Origin of the sequence: Pseudomonas sp. UYIF39 (assembly GCF_029963765.1) — a bacterium.
In the GTDB taxonomy this organism is placed as follows: domain Bacteria; phylum Pseudomonadota; class Gammaproteobacteria; order Pseudomonadales; family Pseudomonadaceae; genus Aquipseudomonas.
Genome location: NZ_JALBYU010000001.1, coordinates 297,184 through 311,851 on the forward strand (window position 1 = coordinate 297,184; position 14,668 = coordinate 311,851).

Sequence of the window (14,668 nt, forward strand, 5' to 3'; positions counted from 1 at the left end):
CTGATTACTCCGTGCCCGCAGGGTCGGCTTGCAGTTTGGTTTCGACTTCTACCGCCGGTTTCGCATCGGGTTTGACCCACCAAGTGTTGATGCCGATGTCGTACTTGGGTGAGATTTTCGGGTGACCGATGTGGTTCCAGTACGCCACGCGCCAGGTTTTGATGTGCCAGTTGGGGATCACGTAATAGCCCCATTGCAGCACGCGGTCCAGCGCGCGTGCATGGGCCACCAGGTTTTTGCGCGAATCGGCGTTGATCAGTTGCTCGACCAACAAGTCCACCACCGGGTCTTTGAGGCCCATGGAATTGCGGCTGCCGGGTTTGTCGGCGGCGGCGGACATCCAGAACTCGCGTTGCTCGTTGCCCGGCGAGTTGGACTGCGGGAAGCTGCCGACGATCATGTCGAAGTCCCGGGAACGTACGCGGTTGATGTACTGCGAGACGTCGACGCGGCGGATCACCAGGTCAATCCCCAGGTCGCTGAGGTTGCGCTTGAACGGCAGCAGCACCCGCTCGAATTCGGTTTGGGCCAGCAGGAATTCGATGGTCACCGGTTTTCCGGTGGCGTCGACCATCTTGTCATCGACGATCCGCCAGCCCGCCTCTTGCAGCAGTTGATAGGCTTTGCGCTGCTGGGTGCGGATCATGCCGCTGGCGTCGGTCACCGGGTTCTGGAACGCCTCGCTGAATACCTGCTCGGGAACCTTGCCGCGGAAAGGGTCGAGGATCGCCAATTGATCGGCGTCCGGCTGACCGCTGGCCGCCATTTCCGAATTCTCGAAATAACTGCGGGTGCGCGCGTAGGCGCCGTTGAACAGTTGTTTGTTGGTCCACTCGAAGTCCAGCAACAGCGTCAAGGCCTGACGTACACGTACGTCCTGGAAAACTGGGCGGCGCAGGTTAAACACAAAACCCTGCATGCCGGTGGGGTTGCCGTTCGGGATCTGCTCCTTGATCAACCGGCCCTCGGTGACGGCCGGAATGTTGTAGGCGTTGGCCCAGTTCTTTGCGGCCATTTCGAGCCAGTAATCGAACTGCCCGGCCTTGAGTGCTTCCAGGGCCACGGTGTTGTCGCGGTAGTAGTCGGTGGTCATCACGTCGAAGTTGTAGAACCCGCGGTTGGCCGGCAGGTCCTTGCCCCAGTAATCCTTGACCCGCTCATAGCGCACCGACCGCCCGGCCTTGACCTCGCTGACCTTGTACGGGCCACTGCCCAACGGTATTTCCAGGTTGCCCTTGGTGAAATCGCGCGTCGCCCACCAATGCTTGGGCAGCACCGGCAACTGCCCGAGGATCAGCGGCAGCTCACGGTTGTTGTTGTGCTTGAACTTGAACAGCACCGTCAGCGGATCTTCAGCGACCACTTCCTCGACATCGCTGTAGTAACCGCGGTACAGCGGCGCGCCGTCCTTGATCAGGGTCTGGAAGCTGAACACCACGTCCTCGGCGCGCATCGGATGCCCGTCGTGGAAGCGCGCTTCGGGGCGCAGGTAGAAACGCACCCAGCTGTTGTCCGGGGATTTTTCGATCTTGCCGGCGACCAGGCCGTACTCGGTGAACGGTTCATCCAGGCCCTGTTTGGCCAGGGTGTCGTAGATCATGTTGATGTCGTCGGCCGCGACACCCTTGTTGATGAAAGGATTGAGGCTGTCAAAGCCGCCGAAACCGGCCTGACGGAAGATCCCTCCCTTGGGTGCGTCGGGGTTCACGTAATCGAAATGTTTGAAATCGGCCGGGTACTTCGGCGGCTCGTTGTACAGGGTCAGGGCATGTTGCGGGGCGGCACAGGCCAGCCCGGCGAACAACAGACCGCTGGCCTGCAAGAGCAGGGTGCGTACGGGTTTCATCGATCTTTCTCCGAAGATTTCAGCCACCATGCGCTCAGGCCCAATGTGTAGGGCGGCGTGGTGACGAAGGCGAACCGGTTGCGGTAGGCCAGGCGGTGATAATTAAGGTACCAGTTGGGAATGATGTAGTGCTGCCACAGCAACACCCGGTCGAGGGCCTTGCCGGCGGCGACCTGTTCATCGCGGGTCTGGGCGGCGAGCAATTGTTCGAGCAGGTGATCGACCACAGGGTTGGCGATGCCAGCGTAGTTTTTGCTGCCCTTGACCCCGACCTGGCTGGAATGAAAGTACTGCCATTGTTCCAGGCCCGGACTGAGCGTCTGGTTGAGGGTCATCAGGATCATGTCGAAATCGAACTGGTCCAGGCGTTGCTTGTACTGGGCGCGATCGACTGTGCGCAGCCGAGCGTCGATGCCGATGCTGGCGAGGTTCTCGACGTAAGGCTGAAGGATGCGTTCCAGGTTCGGGTTGACCAGCAGGATCTCTAAACGCAACGGTTGCCCGGCAGCGTTCTGTACGTGTTGGCCATTGAGCTTCCAGCCGGCCTCGGCAAGCAGGCCCAGAGCCTTGCGCATGGTTTCCCGGGGGACGCCGCGCCCTTGGGTCTGCGCCAGGCTGAATGGCTCCGTGAAGAGCTTGGCGGGCAACTGCTCGCGATACGGCGCAAGCATCAGCCATTCATGGCCGACCGGAAGGCCAATCGCGGAGAACTCGCTGTTGGGGTAGTAGCTCATGGCGCGTTCATAGGCGTCGCTGAACAGCGTGCGGTTGGTCCACTCGAAGTCGAACATCAGGCCTAGCGCTTCACGGACTTTGGTCTCGGAGAAGGCCGCGCGCCGGGAGTTCATGAACAGACCCTGGCTCTGGGTCGGGATCTGATGCGGGATTTGCGCCTTGATGACGTCGCCGCGTCGCACCGCCGGGAAGCTGTAGCCGTTTTCCCAGTTCTTCGCCTGATGCTCGATATAGATGTCGAATTCGCCGGCCTTGAAGGCTTCGAACGCGACGTCGCTGTCGCGGTAGAACTCGACTTCCATTCGATCGAAGTTGTACTTGCCGCGATTGACCGGCAGGTCCTTGCCCCAGTAGTCCTTGACCCGTTCGAAAATGATCTGGCGCCCAGGCGCTACCGACGTGATGCGATACGGCCCGCTACCCAGTGGCGGTTCGAAGGTGGTGGCCTTGAAGTCACGACCTTTCCAGTAATGCTGGGGCAGCACCGGCAATTCGCCCAGGCGTAGGATCAGCAACGGATTGCCGGCGCGCTTGAAGACAAAACGAATGCGCTGCGGATTGAGGATGTCGACCCGCGACACCTCCTGAAGGTTGGTGCGGTATTGCGGATGGCCTTCCTTGAGCAGCAAGCGGTAGGAAAACGCCACGTCATAGGCGGTAATCGGCGTGCCATCGTGGAACCGCGCTTCGGGGCGCAGGTTGAACACCACCCAGCTGCGGTCCTCGCTGTATTCCACGGATTGAGCGATCAGGCCATAGCTGGAGGTTGGTTCATCGCCGGACGGTGCGTACTCGCCGGTGCCGACCATCAACGGTTCGTTGAGCTCGTTGATGCCGTACTGCAGGAAATTAGGTGTAGAAACCGGACTTGACCCCTTGAACGTATAGGGGTTGAGCGTATCGAAGGTGCCAAACGCCATCACCCGCAACGTACCGCCCTTGGGCGCTTGCGGGTTGACCCAGTCGAAGTGGGTAAATCTGGCCGGGTACTTGAGCGATCCGAACTGCGCATAACCATGGCTTTCGCTGATCGTCGCGCTTGCGGGGGAACTCAAGGCCAGGCTGATCAGGAGCAGGAGGAGGGGACGCTTCAAGTCAGGGATCCGATCCAGGCGGCTTGGGCTTTGTGGCCCGTACAGTAACAGCTTGTATCGACAGGAAAAAGACGGGGGCTGAAAGCGGTGTCGGGGCATAAAAAAAGATCGCAGCCTTCGGCAGCTCCTACCTGTATTTACATCCGTAGGAGCTGCCGGAGGCTGCGATCTTTTTCGGTTCCACATCAATCAGCGTGGGGAAGCAACCGTCAGCATCTGGCCCGGCTTCAGCGCCTGGCCAACCCGAGGATTCCAGCGTTTGAGGTGCTGCATTTCAACGTTGAAACGCTTGGCCACCATGTACAGCGAGTCGCCTTGCTGGACCTTGTACTGGGTCTGGGGCTTCTGTTTGTCAGCTTTGCCGGTTACTTTGCTGTTCGCCGCCACGACGGTGTTGACCCGACCGCCGCTGCGTTTGGTGGCGTCCTGCATGACCAGCGCCTGGCCGGCCTTGAGATTCTTGCCGGTCAGCTTGTTCCAGCGTTGCAGGTCCTTGACGTCGACCTTGTTGGCCTTGGCGATGGCGGCCAGGTTGTCCCCGCGTTTAACGCGGTAAACGCGTTTGAGACTGGCGAGTTCGGAGTCGTCCGAGCCTTCGAATACCGGCTTGAGCGGCTTGCTGCTGATCAACTCTTCAGGACGCATGGTCGACAGGCTGGCCGTCAGCAGTTGCGCCTTGGACGTTGGCACGAGCAAATGCTGGGGGCCATCGATGGTGGTGCGCTGCTTGAAGGCCGGGTTGAGCTGGAACAGTTCGTCTTCGTCGATGTTAGCCACTGCGGCGACCTTGGACAGGTCCATGCGCTGGTTGATTTCGACGACCTGGAAGTACGGTTCGTTGGCGATCGGGTTCAGGTTCACGCCGTAGGCTTCAGGTGCCAGCACCACTTGCGACAGGGCCAGCAACTTTGGCACGTAGGCCTGGGTTTCGGCCGGCAGCGGCAGGTTCCAGTAATCGGTCGGCAAGCCGAGCTTTTCGTTGCGCTCGATGGCCCGGCTGACCGTGCCTTCGCCGGCGTTATAGGCCGCCAGGGCCAGCAGCCAGTCGCCGTTGAACATGTCGTGCAGGCGGGTCAGGTAATCCATGGCCGCGGTGGTCGAGGCGGTGATATCGCGACGGCCATCATAGAAACGGGTTTGACGCAGGTTGAAGTAACGCCCGGTGGAAGGGATGAATTGCCACAAGCCAACTGCGTCGGCCCGGGAATAGGCCATCGGGTTGTAGGCGCTTTCAATCACTGGCAGCAGCGCCAGTTCCAGCGGCATGTTGCGTTCTTCAAGGCGTTCGACGATGTAATGAATGTAGAGGCTGCCGCGTTCGCCGGCGTTTTCGAGGAAGGACGGGTTGCTGGCGAACCACAGGCGCTGTTGCTCGATGCGCGGGTTGACACCCAGGTTGTCCTGCAACTGGAAGCCCTGGCGCATGCGCTCCCAGACATCTTGTGGAATTTGTGGAGTCGGTTTTTCGCTGAGCCAGATAGGCTTCTGTTTGGCTCGGGCGGCGATATTCGGAGTGTGTGTCGCGTCGGTCTGCGGCACATGGCTTGAGCAGCCCGCCAGAGTGGCGGACACAGCCACCGCGATGGCTTGAGCCAAGCGGGTCAATGCGTCTGAATTGATGGCTTTACGAATAGATGACGACATTGGCTGGAAGTAAGTTCCGGGCAAAAATGTCGGGCGATTCTAGAAAGCGCACCCCCTGCGGTCAACCATTCAGAATTTTTGTACCAGCGTGATGGCTACTTAGAACTTATCTTTCCAAGCACGCAGAGCAGCAAAAACCGTACTCGGAGCCTGGTTTTGGGTTCCGTTCCGTTCGTCCAGTTTTTCTTTAACGGATGTTTCGTCGACACGCAAAAACGGGTTGGTAAGCTTTTCAAGCGCCAGAGTAGAGGGCAGCGTCATGATTCCGGCTTCACGTTGTACGGTGACTTTTTCCAGACGTGCGGCAGTGTCAGGATTGCCCGGTTCGACCGCGGCGGCAAACTTCAGGTTGCTCAGGGTGTATTCGTGAGTGCAGTAGACCAGCGTATCTTCAGGCAGCGCCGCGAGGCGCGTCAGTGAGGTATGCATTTGCTCCGGCGTGCCTTCGAACAAACGTCCGCAACCGGCCGCGAACAGGGTGTCACCGCAGAACAGCAAACCATGATGGTAATAGGCGATATGCCCCAGGGTGTGGCCGGGGACGGCAAACACATCGAAGTCCCAGCCCAGCACGCTGACGCGGTCGTTGTCCTTGAGGGCCACGTCCCGCAGCGGGATGGTTTCGCTGGCCGGACCGTAGACTGTCGCGTCTGTCGCTTTTTTGAGCTGCTCGACGCCGCCGACGTGGTCATGATGATGGTGAGTGATCAAAATATCACTCAACACCCAACCCGGATGCGCGGCGAGCCAGGCCTGTACCGGCGCGGCATCGCCCGGATCAACCACCGCGCAGCGCTGGGTGCGGTGGTCTTGTAATAACCAGATGTAGTTGTCGGTGAAGGCGGGCAGGGCACTGATCTGTATCATCGTCGGATTCGCCAAGCGGAAAACATTGGCGCATCTTAGAACTTCCTGACGCGTTGGAGAATGCAATGACCGATAAAGCGTTCGCTCAGGCTGATCCTGAATGGCTGACATTGATCAGCGCGGCCCGTGAATGGCTGTCCGGCCCCATCGGGCAATTTCTGCTGGACGAAGAACGTCGCATGCTCGAAGACGAGTTGGGACGGTTCTTCGGTGGCTACCTGGTGCATTACGGCCCGTCGGCCCAAACGCCACCGTCGGCGCCGCAAGTCCAGCGCAATGTGCGACTCGGCGCGCCGTTGCCGGGTGTCGAGATCGTCTGCGAAGAGCAGGCGTGGCCTTTGAGCGAGCATGCCGCCGATGTGGTGGTGTTGCAGCATGGGCTGGATTTCTGCCTGTCGCCCCACGGTTTGCTGCGTGAAGCGGCGAGCAGTGTGCGGCCCGGCGGGCATCTGCTGATCGTCGGGATCAACCCCTGGAGCACCTGGGGCTTGCGTCACGTTTTTGCTCACGACGCCATGCGCAAGGCTCGCTGCATCTCCCCGTCGCGAGTCGGTGACTGGCTGAACCTGCTGGGCTTCGCGCTGGAGAAACGCCGCTTCGGGTGCTATCGTCCGCCGCTTGCGTCACCCGCCTGGCAGGCTCGTCTGGCCGGTTGGGAGCGCAAGGCCGGTGACTGGCAACTGTCGGGTGGCGGCTTCTATTTATTGGTTGCGCGCAAGATCGTGGTGGGCCTGCGGCCCGTCCGCCAGGAGCGGCGCGAACCGATGGGCAAGCTGATTCCATTGCCGATGGCCAAGGTCAATCGTCGCCGCATCGATCCGTAATACACCTTTTATTTTCCCGGCCGGGTTTGCCCCGGCCTCGGGCATCGTCGATCACCGATCGGCGAGCCACCGCATTTTCTGGATAGATTGGCATGAGCGATAGCGTAGAACTCTTCACTGACGGCGCTTGTAAAGGCAACCCTGGCCCAGGCGGCTGGGGCGCTTTGCTGGTGTGCAAGGGCATTGAAAAAGAACTGTGGGGCGGCGAAGCCAACACCACCAACAACCGCATGGAGCTGATGGGTGCGATCCGTGGCCTCGAAGAGCTTAAGCGCTCCTGCGACGTGCTGCTGGTCACCGACTCGCAGTATGTGATGAAAGGCATCAACGAGTGGATGGACAACTGGAAGAAGCGCGGCTGGAAAACCGCTGCGAAAGAACCGGTGAAAAACGCTGACCTGTGGAAGTTGCTGGATGAGCAGGTCAATCGCCACAACGTCACCTGGAAATGGGTGCGCGGGCACATCGGTCACCATGGCAACGAACGCGCCGACCAGTTGGCCAACCGTGGCGTGGATGAAGTGCGCGGTTACAAACAAGCCTGATTCAGTTTCTGCCAATACACCGCGTCGCGATGAACGATGACGCGGTGCACCTGAAAGACCCCGGCGGGCGTGTTAACATCGCCGCTTTTGCACGAATGTCCCGTTGAGAGCTGAGCACTGATGGCCACCAGATCCGTTGTACTCGATACCGAAACCACCGGCATGCCGGTGACCGACGGCCACAGGATTATCGAAATCGGTTGTGTCGAGTTGATCGGTCGGCGCCTGACGGGCCGGCATTTCCACGTTTACCTGCAACCGGACCGCGAGAGTGATGAAGGCGCCATTGGCGTCCACGGCATCACCAACGAATTTTTGGTCGGCAAGCCGCGCTTCACTGAAGTGGCCGATGAATTCTTTGAATTCATCAAGGGTGCGCAGCTGATCATTCATAACGCGGCGTTCGACGTTGGCTTCATCAACAACGAATTCGCCCTGATGGGCCAGCACGATCGTGCGGACATCACGCAGCACTGCTCGATCCTCGACACCCTGATGATGGCCCGGGAACGTCACCCGGGGCAGCGCAACAGCCTCGATGCCTTGTGCAAACGCTATGGCGTCGACAACTCCGGTCGTGAACTGCACGGCGCCTTGCTCGACTCCGAGATCCTCGCCGACGTTTACCTGACCATGACGGGCGGTCAGACCAGCCTGTCCCTGGCTGGTAATGCTTCCGATGGCAACGGTTCCGGGGAAGGTGCGGACAATTCCGCCACCGAGATCCGCCGCCTGCCGGTCGATCGTCAACCGACGCGTATCATCCGTGCCAGCGAAGATGACCTGGCCCAACACGTGGCACGCCTGGAAGCCATCGCCAAATCCGCCGGCGCGGCGTCACTCTGGCAACAACTGGCCGAGGCCAAGGCTCAAGCCTGATTTTTCGCCACACAATGGTGCGCCCGATGACCTGCTTCGGGGCATCGCACTCGCCACATGCGCTCGAACCCTCTACCCTGAGGTGATTGGCGGACCACGGTCTGCCGCCTCAGGACACTGAGCCCCATGTATAAAGATTTGAAATTCCCGGTCCTGATCGTCCATCGCGACATCAAGGCCGACACCGTTGCCGGTGATCGCGTGCGTGGCATCGCCCGGGAGCTGGAGCAGGAAGGCTTCAGCATTGTCTCGGCGGTGGATTACACCGAAGGGCGTCTGGTTGCCTCGACCCATCACGGTCTTTCCTGCATGTTGATTGCGGCCGAAGACGCCAGCACCCACTCTCATCTATTGCACAACATGGCCGAGCTGATTGGCCTGGCGCGGGTGCGCGCGCCCGACTTGCCGATCTTCGCACTGGGCGAGCAGGTGACCCTGGAGAACGCTCCGGCCGACGCCATGGCCGAACTCAATCAGCTGCGCGGGATTCTTTATCTGTTCGAAGACACCGTGCCTTTTCTGGCCAGACAGGTCGCTCGAGCGGCACGCAAATATCTGGATGGTCTGCTGCCGCCGTTTTTCAAAGCGCTGGTGCAGCACACGGCTGATTCGAATTATTCCTGGCACACGCCCGGCCATGGCGGCGGAGTGGCGTACCACAAGAGCCCGGTGGGCCAGGCGTTTCACCAGTTCTTCGGGGAAAATACCCTGCGTTCCGATTTGTCGGTGTCGGTGCCGGAACTCGGTTCTTTGCTCGATCACACCGGTCCGCTGGCAGAAGCCGAGGCCCGTGCTGCCCGCAATTTCGGCGCCGATCACACCTTCTTTGTGATCAATGGCACCTCGACCGCGAACAAAATCGTCTGGCATTCGATGGTCGCTCGCGATGACTTGGTGTTGGTGGATCGCAACTGCCACAAGTCGATATTGCACTCGATCATCATGACCGGCGCCATTCCGCTGTACCTGTGCCCGGAGCGCAATGAGCTGGGGATCATCGGCCCGATTCCATTGAGCGAATTCAGCCGCGAATCGATTCAGGCCAAGATCGACGCCAGCCCGCTGACCAAGGGCCGGGCGCCCAAGGTCAAGTTGGCGGTGGTGACCAATTCGACGTACGACGGCCTCTGCTACAACGCTGAGCTGATCAAGCAGCAGTTGGGCAACAGCGTCGAGGTCTTGCACTTCGATGAGGCCTGGTACGCCTACGCGGCGTTTCACGAGTTCTTCGCCGGACGTTACGGCATGGGCACTTCCCGCAGTGAAAACGGCCCCCTGGTGTTCACCACCCATTCCACCCACAAACTGCTGGCGGCGTTCAGCCAGGCGTCGATGATTCACGTCCAGGACGGCGGCGCGCGGCAGCTGGATCGGGATCGCTTCAATGAAGCGTTCATGATGCACATCTCTACCTCGCCGCAGTACAGCATCATCGCTTCGCTGGATGTGGCTTCGGCCATGATGGAAGGCCCGGCCGGGCGTTCGCTGTTGCAGGAAATGTTTGACGAAGCGCTGAGTTTTCGCCGGGCGCTAGCCAATTTGCGCCAGCACATCGCCGCTGACGATTGGTGGTTTTCCATCTGGCAGCCGCCATCGGTGGAAGGCATCAACCGTGTGGTCACCGATGACTGGCTGCTGCAACCCGACGCCGACTGGCACGGCTTTGGCGGCGTGACCGACGACTACGTACTGCTTGATCCGATCAAGGTCACGTTGGTGATGCCAGGCCTGACGGCAGGTGGCGCCCTCAGCGAGCGCGGGATTCCGGCGGCAGTGGTCAGCAAATTTCTTTGGGAACGGGGGTTGGTTGTTGAAAAGACCGGTCTGTATTCGTTCCTGGTGTTGTTCTCCATGGGTATCACCAAAGGTAAATGGAGCACGCTGCTGACCGAGTTGCTGGAGTTTAAGCGCAGCTACGATGCCAATGTCAGCCTCGCGACTTGTTTGCCGTGCGTGGCACAAGAGAATGTCGCGCGCTATCAGGGCATGGGCTTGCGGGATCTGTGCGATCAACTGCACGCCTGCTATCGCCGCAATGCCACGGCCAAACATCTCAAGCGCATGTACACCGTGTTGCCGGAAGTCGCCATGAAGCCATCTGACGCCTATGATCAATTGGTGCGTGGCGAAGTTGAAGCGGTGTCGATCGATGCTCTGGATGGGCGGATCGCCGCTGTCATGTTGGTGCCGTACCCACCGGGTATTCCTTTGATCATGCCTGGCGAGCGTTTTACCGAGTCGACCCGCTCGATCATCGATTACCTGGCATTTGCGCGCACGTTCGATAGCAGTTTCCCGGGATTTGTCGCTGATGTGCACGGATTGCAACACGAAGACGAGGGCAATGGACGGCATTACACCGTTGATTGCATCAAGGAATGAGGACCTTTCCCAGTATGCAACCGATCATGAATCCGAAATACCCAGGGCTGTCGGTGCGCGTTGCCGACGATGGTTTTGCGGCCTATATCTGGGGCAGCGATTTCAGTTTTGAAGTCGCGGCCTACGGCGCAGCTGAAATCGGCAAACCGGTGGAGCAGTGGTCGGTGACGCCGATCACGCCCTATCGCAAGTGCTACGGCATTGATCCCGAAGAGTTCAGCAGTTTCCGCGATGCCGCTGACAGCGCGATTTTCATGGCTTATCTCGATGATGAGCCGGTGGGTCACCTGGTGGTCAGCACCAACTGGAACGGCTTTGCTCATATCGACGAGTTGGCGGTGCATGCGCCGGCGCGCAGTCATGGCGTGGCCAAGGCGTTGCTGGATGTGGCGCAGTTCTGGAGCCGAAAAAAGAAACTGCCGGGCATCATGCTTGAAACCCAGAACAACAACCTGGGTGCCTGCCGGCTCTATGAGCGCAGCGGGTACGTCATAGGAGGAATCGATCATCTGCGCTATCGCGGGATCGATCCGAACACCGCCGAAGTGGCGTTGTTCTGGTATCGATTGTTCGATAATCCGCTGGAAACCCCGCTCAGTTCGCCAACATCGCCACGGCTTGTTCCGTGATGATGCCCAGCAATGCCTGAACCGCCTGTGGTGGCTCGCCGTTCTTGAGGGTCAAGGCATAAAGGCTGATCGGCACGGCCGGCGCCAGCGGGCAGGCATCCAGCCCGGCCGATTTCGCCCCGAGGGCAGTGAAAGGGTCAACGATGGCCAGGCCTTCGCCGGCCTCGACCATGCTGCGCATCATCTGATGAGTCTGTACCCGGGTTTGAATGACCGGGGCAGGGCGCAGGGCATGCAGCTTGTTTTCCAGCGCCGGGCTCAGCGGATCATGACCTTCCAGGCCCACCATCGATTGGCCAGCCAGGTCCTGTAGCGAAATGTACTTTTGTTTGGGTTGCAACCAGCCATGGGGCGCGAGCAACTGAAGTTTCCCCTGAGCGATCATCTGGCAATGAATGTCGGCGTGATCGGGGTCATGCAGGCTCAGGCCCAGATCGCTTTCACGCAGCAGCAGGTTTCTGACGATCTCGCGGGTAGGTTCACTCAGAAGGGTGCACGGCGCGTCAGGAAGGCGTCGGCGCAGGGCGGCAATGCTCTGGGGCAATAGCTGCTGTGCCAGGGGCGGCGTGCAGACGATCCGCAAGGGCGGAGCCTGATATTGCTTGAGGCTGTTGGCCAGCCGCTGAACCGGCTCAAGCGCTTCATAGACGTGGGCGATCTGGACCTGCAACTCCCGCGCCTCACGCGTGGCCTGCAAGCGTCCACGCACGCTGGAAAACAGCATGAAACCCAACTGGTCCTCGGCGTCGCGCAGAATCCCTTCGACTTCGGCCACAGGCAACTGCAGCCATTCGGCGGCGGTGCCCAGGTGACCGGTCTGCAAGAGCGCCTGGATCACTTCGATATGACGTAAACGCATGCGTGAAGTCCATGTTCAGCAGGTGAGGGAGTCAGTGGCTGAATCCTAACTCAAGTGCGCGCATATGACTTCTGCTCATAACACGGGGTTATGAAGCGACGTTGGTTTCCGGCCGGCTGCCGACATAAGTGTCGGGCTCGCGCACGATAGTGACGTCCGATTGCACCAGCAAAAACTGGTTGTCATCGAGCTTTTTAACGCGATCGCCAATGGCCAGCTTATAAGTGGTGACAGGCACCGAGCCAGTGAGACCGTCTGCCGACGGGGTGGATTCCTGGAACTCATGCACGGAATAAACGCGGCCTTCCGCGTCTCTTGCATGGAACTGACCGACGAGTACTGCTGCCATCTGCTTAGAACCTCTGGGGATAAATCACTCAATTTGCGGCTCTGTAGACCGTGGTTGGGCGAGGTAAGTTTTCCTACAGGAAAAAAATAGTCAGGGGCGGCGTTTTTCAGTCGCCCACTAATTGAATCGTGATCTATAACTACAAGCTCTTTCCATCGGACAGTCGAGAATCTTCCATGAGCAACGTCTATACGATCGCTGTACTGGTCGGCAGCTTGAGAAAGGAATCGATCAATCGCAAGGTGGCGCTGGCCCTGGCCGAACTGGCGCCTGCCAATCTCAAACTGGTTATCGTCGAAATCGGCGATCTGCCGCTCTACAACGAAGACATCGATGGTGCTTCACCGCCGGCAGCCTACAGCACTTTCCGGCAACAAGTGAGCTCATCCGACGCGGTGCTGTTCGTGACCCCCGAATACAACCGTTCGGTGCCTGCGCCAATGAAGAACGCGATCGATGTAGGTTCGCGCCCCTATGGCAAGAGTGCCTGGAGCGGCAAGCCTGGTGCCGTGATCAGTGCCTCGCCGGGCGCTATCGGCGGATTTGGCGCCAATCACCACCTGCGCCAGTCCCTGGTGTTTCTGGATGTGCCGTGCATGCAACAACCGGAAGCCTATCTGAGCGGTGCCGGTTCAGCGTTCGACGAGGCGGGTAACCTGTCCGAGTCGCTGAAACCGTTCCTGCAAAAATTCATCAATGCTTATGGTCTTTGGGTCGAACAACATAAGAAAGCGTGACAAATCCTGTGTAGGAGCAAAGCTTTGCTCCGCTGTCGGTTGTGCGGGCAAGTCCTCGCAAGGCTTCCTTGTTAGGGAAATAGTCATACAGCCGGTATTCGGCAAGAGGCTTCTCGAAAACCCAGGCATTGGTGGCCCTTGCCCGGAAACTCTGCCGGGTGGCATTTGCCCTGATGAAAAATCAGAGCGAATACCAACCGGCCTGAAGTTGCAGGGTTGCCCTGCAACATAGAATCTCCCACAAGGGGCTTCGCCAAAAGGAGATCAAATGTGGGAGCGAGCTTGCTCGCGATAAGGCCAGCCCAGACGCTACAAAACTCAGCCATTACCCGGCACATTCGGCCAAAGATCCGCCACCAGAAACAACCGCTCTGCTTCTTCCCAATCCCCGTCGGCATTCTCTATCAATCGCACCAGCAACTGCGCCGGGGCCAGAGGGTCAAGATCGCTGAGCCAGGCATTCAGCTGTTCAGTGCTCCAGGTCTGCTCCACCGGATAATGCGCCGGTGCCAGCCAGGCATGGCGGGGCAGGGGTTGCCAGCGACCGAACGGGCGTTGCACGACAAAGTCTGCCCAGTCCTTCTGGTGCAGCCAGCTACCGCGTAAATGCTGGGGATGTGCACCATTCGGTGGCTCGGCCGGTCCCGGCCACGGATACAGCAAATAGCCGCCCAGCCACAAATGCGCACTGAACTGCTGGATATCCAGCGCCGCCAATACTTCGCGGCTCTCCGGGCGCGCCGAAATCGGCAATTGATGCTGAGTCAGATGGGCCAGTTTGCGGTCCAGCCGATCATGGCAGCCGGGGCCTAGCCACTGCGCCGTGTCGTGTCCGTCGCCATTTTGCGGGCCAAGGTAAAGTTTGATCGCCAGTTCCAGATGGTGCACGCCGTCACGATCGCGCAGCAGCATGTCCAGCTCGCCCAGCGTGTGGCCTTCGCGGCGGATCGGCATGTTGGCGGCAATCAGGTCGATACCCGGCGCGTGCCGCACGGCGTATTGCCAGAGGCGTTCGTAGTACAAGCCCAATCGCCGGGTTCGGGCCTGCGCCAGCCAGTGCAGCAAGTCATAACTGTCGTGATCGAGTTGCCGCAGCCACCGTTCCAGCCGCTCCGGCGCTTGTACCCAGTCACTGCCGGTCAGCGGATGGCGCTGCGGCCACGTCGTGACGCCAAGCATCGGCGGCGCGAGGATGACCCAAGCCAGGTCGCGCACTTCGGGGTGGCGCAACTGGTGGGGTAACTGCAGCAAATCGGGAAATAGGATCATCTTGCGAGC

Annotated in this window: 13 protein-coding genes and 1 pseudogene; 7 read left to right on the top strand and 7 right to left on the bottom strand. The window is 59.7% G+C overall.

What is annotated here, in order from left to right; all coding sequences use genetic code 11:
• Positions 1-4: 4 nt before the first annotated feature.
• The 4 genes from MO767_RS01510 to gloB all read right to left on the bottom strand — a co-directional run bounded on the left by MO767_RS01510 (position 5) and on the right by gloB (position 6,186).
• Positions 5-1,846, bottom strand: a complete 1,842-nt coding sequence (locus tag MO767_RS01510; RefSeq protein WP_282479100.1) for an extracellular solute-binding protein — start codon at positions 1,844-1,846, stop codon at positions 5-7.
• Entirely contained in the window at positions 1,843-3,675 is a 1,833-nt protein-coding gene (locus MO767_RS01515) for an extracellular solute-binding protein (protein WP_282479101.1), read from the bottom strand. Before MO767_RS01515 ends, MO767_RS01510 begins: the two co-directional genes overlap by 4 nt.
• A 189-nt stretch (positions 3,676-3,864) precedes the next feature.
• On the bottom strand, positions 3,865-5,319 hold the full coding sequence (locus tag MO767_RS01520) for a transglycosylase SLT domain-containing protein (RefSeq protein WP_282479102.1): 1,455 nt from the start codon (positions 5,317-5,319) through the stop codon (positions 3,865-3,867).
• 99 nt (positions 5,320-5,418) lie between these two features.
• Positions 5,419-6,186, bottom strand: a complete 768-nt coding sequence (gene gloB / locus MO767_RS01525) for a hydroxyacylglutathione hydrolase (RefSeq protein ID WP_282479341.1) — start codon at positions 6,184-6,186, stop codon at positions 5,419-5,421.
• A gap of 65 nt (positions 6,187-6,251) precedes the next feature.
• Here gloB and MO767_RS01530 point away from each other — a divergent pair, with 65 nt between their 5' ends.
• From MO767_RS01530 to MO767_RS01550, 5 genes are all read left to right on the top strand, one after another.
• Positions 6,252-7,010: a methyltransferase domain-containing protein gene (locus MO767_RS01530; protein ID WP_046054809.1), complete on the top strand. Its 759-nt coding sequence runs from the start codon at positions 6,252-6,254 to the stop codon at positions 7,008-7,010.
• Between the two features lie 92 nt (positions 7,011-7,102).
• A complete protein-coding gene (gene rnhA / locus MO767_RS01535) occupies positions 7,103-7,555 on the top strand; it encodes a ribonuclease HI (RefSeq protein ID WP_008152099.1) in 453 nt (150 codons plus the stop codon).
• Positions 7,556-7,675: 120 nt separating this feature from the next.
• Positions 7,676-8,434 carry a DNA polymerase III subunit epsilon gene (dnaQ, locus tag MO767_RS01540; protein ID WP_282479103.1) on the top strand — a complete coding sequence of 253 codons (759 nt, stop codon included), beginning with the start codon at positions 7,676-7,678 and terminating at the stop codon, positions 8,432-8,434.
• Between the two features lie 126 nt (positions 8,435-8,560).
• Complete coding sequence (locus MO767_RS01545; RefSeq protein WP_282479104.1) at positions 8,561-10,816, top strand: Orn/Lys/Arg decarboxylase N-terminal domain-containing protein; 2,256 nt, start codon at positions 8,561-8,563, stop codon at positions 10,814-10,816.
• A 14-nt stretch (positions 10,817-10,830) separates the two neighbouring features.
• On the top strand, positions 10,831-11,445 hold the full coding sequence (locus MO767_RS01550; RefSeq protein WP_282479105.1) for a GNAT family N-acetyltransferase: 615 nt from the start codon (positions 10,831-10,833) through the stop codon (positions 11,443-11,445).
• Here the strand turns inward: MO767_RS01550 and MO767_RS01555 are convergent.
• Together MO767_RS01555 and MO767_RS01560 are read right to left on the bottom strand one after the other, a co-directional pair.
• On the bottom strand, positions 11,411-12,304 hold the full coding sequence (locus tag MO767_RS01555; RefSeq protein WP_282479106.1) for a LysR family transcriptional regulator: 894 nt from the start codon (positions 12,302-12,304) through the stop codon (positions 11,411-11,413). The two genes, MO767_RS01550 and MO767_RS01555, sit on opposite strands and share 35 nt — an antisense overlap.
• An 88-nt stretch (positions 12,305-12,392) precedes the next feature.
• Positions 12,393-12,653, bottom strand: coding sequence for a hypothetical protein (locus MO767_RS01560; protein ID WP_046048837.1), 261 nt, complete (start codon positions 12,651-12,653; stop codon positions 12,393-12,395).
• A gap of 176 nt (positions 12,654-12,829) precedes the next feature.
• Between MO767_RS01560 and MO767_RS01565 the strand changes: the two genes are divergently transcribed.
• Entirely contained in the window at positions 12,830-13,390 is a 561-nt protein-coding gene (locus MO767_RS01565; protein ID WP_282479107.1) for an NAD(P)H-dependent oxidoreductase, read from the top strand.
• Positions 13,391-13,494: 104 nt separating this feature from the next.
• Positions 13,495-13,622, top strand: a pseudogene (locus MO767_RS01570) (IS110 family transposase); the annotation flags it as partial.
• An 86-nt stretch (positions 13,623-13,708) separates the two neighbouring features.
• Here the strand turns inward: MO767_RS01570 and MO767_RS01575 are convergent.
• A complete protein-coding gene (locus tag MO767_RS01575; RefSeq protein WP_282479108.1) occupies positions 13,709-14,659 on the bottom strand; it encodes a DUF1853 family protein in 951 nt (316 codons plus the stop codon).
• Positions 14,660-14,668: the final 9 nt, after the last annotated feature.

Bases quoted from the DNA above. Each gene is read 5' to 3' on its own strand.
- MO767_RS01510 (WP_282479100.1), bottom strand. From the start codon at position 1,846: ATGAAACCCGTACGCACCCTGCTCTTGCAGGCCAGCGGTCTGTTGTTC.
- MO767_RS01520 (WP_282479102.1), bottom strand. From the start codon at position 5,319: ATGTCGTCATCTATTCGTAAAGCCATCAATTCAGACGCATTGACCCGC.
- gloB (WP_282479341.1), bottom strand. From the start codon at position 6,186: ATGATACAGATCAGTGCCCTGCCCGCCTTCACCGACAACTACATCTGG.
- MO767_RS01530 (WP_046054809.1), top strand. From the start codon at position 6,252: ATGACCGATAAAGCGTTCGCTCAGGCTGATCCTGAATGGCTGACATTG.
- rnhA (WP_008152099.1), top strand. From the start codon at position 7,103: ATGAGCGATAGCGTAGAACTCTTCACTGACGGCGCTTGTAAAGGCAAC.
- dnaQ (WP_282479103.1), top strand. From the start codon at position 7,676: ATGGCCACCAGATCCGTTGTACTCGATACCGAAACCACCGGCATGCCG.
- MO767_RS01545 (WP_282479104.1), top strand. From the start codon at position 8,561: ATGTATAAAGATTTGAAATTCCCGGTCCTGATCGTCCATCGCGACATC.
- MO767_RS01550 (WP_282479105.1), top strand. From the start codon at position 10,831: ATGCAACCGATCATGAATCCGAAATACCCAGGGCTGTCGGTGCGCGTT.
- MO767_RS01555 (WP_282479106.1), bottom strand. From the start codon at position 12,304: ATGCGTTTACGTCATATCGAAGTGATCCAGGCGCTCTTGCAGACCGGT.
- MO767_RS01560 (WP_046048837.1), bottom strand. From the start codon at position 12,653: ATGGCAGCAGTACTCGTCGGTCAGTTCCATGCAAGAGACGCGGAAGGC.
- MO767_RS01565 (WP_282479107.1), top strand. From the start codon at position 12,830: ATGAGCAACGTCTATACGATCGCTGTACTGGTCGGCAGCTTGAGAAAG.
- MO767_RS01575 (WP_282479108.1), bottom strand. From the start codon at position 14,659: ATGATCCTATTTCCCGATTTGCTGCAGTTACCCCACCAGTTGCGCCAC.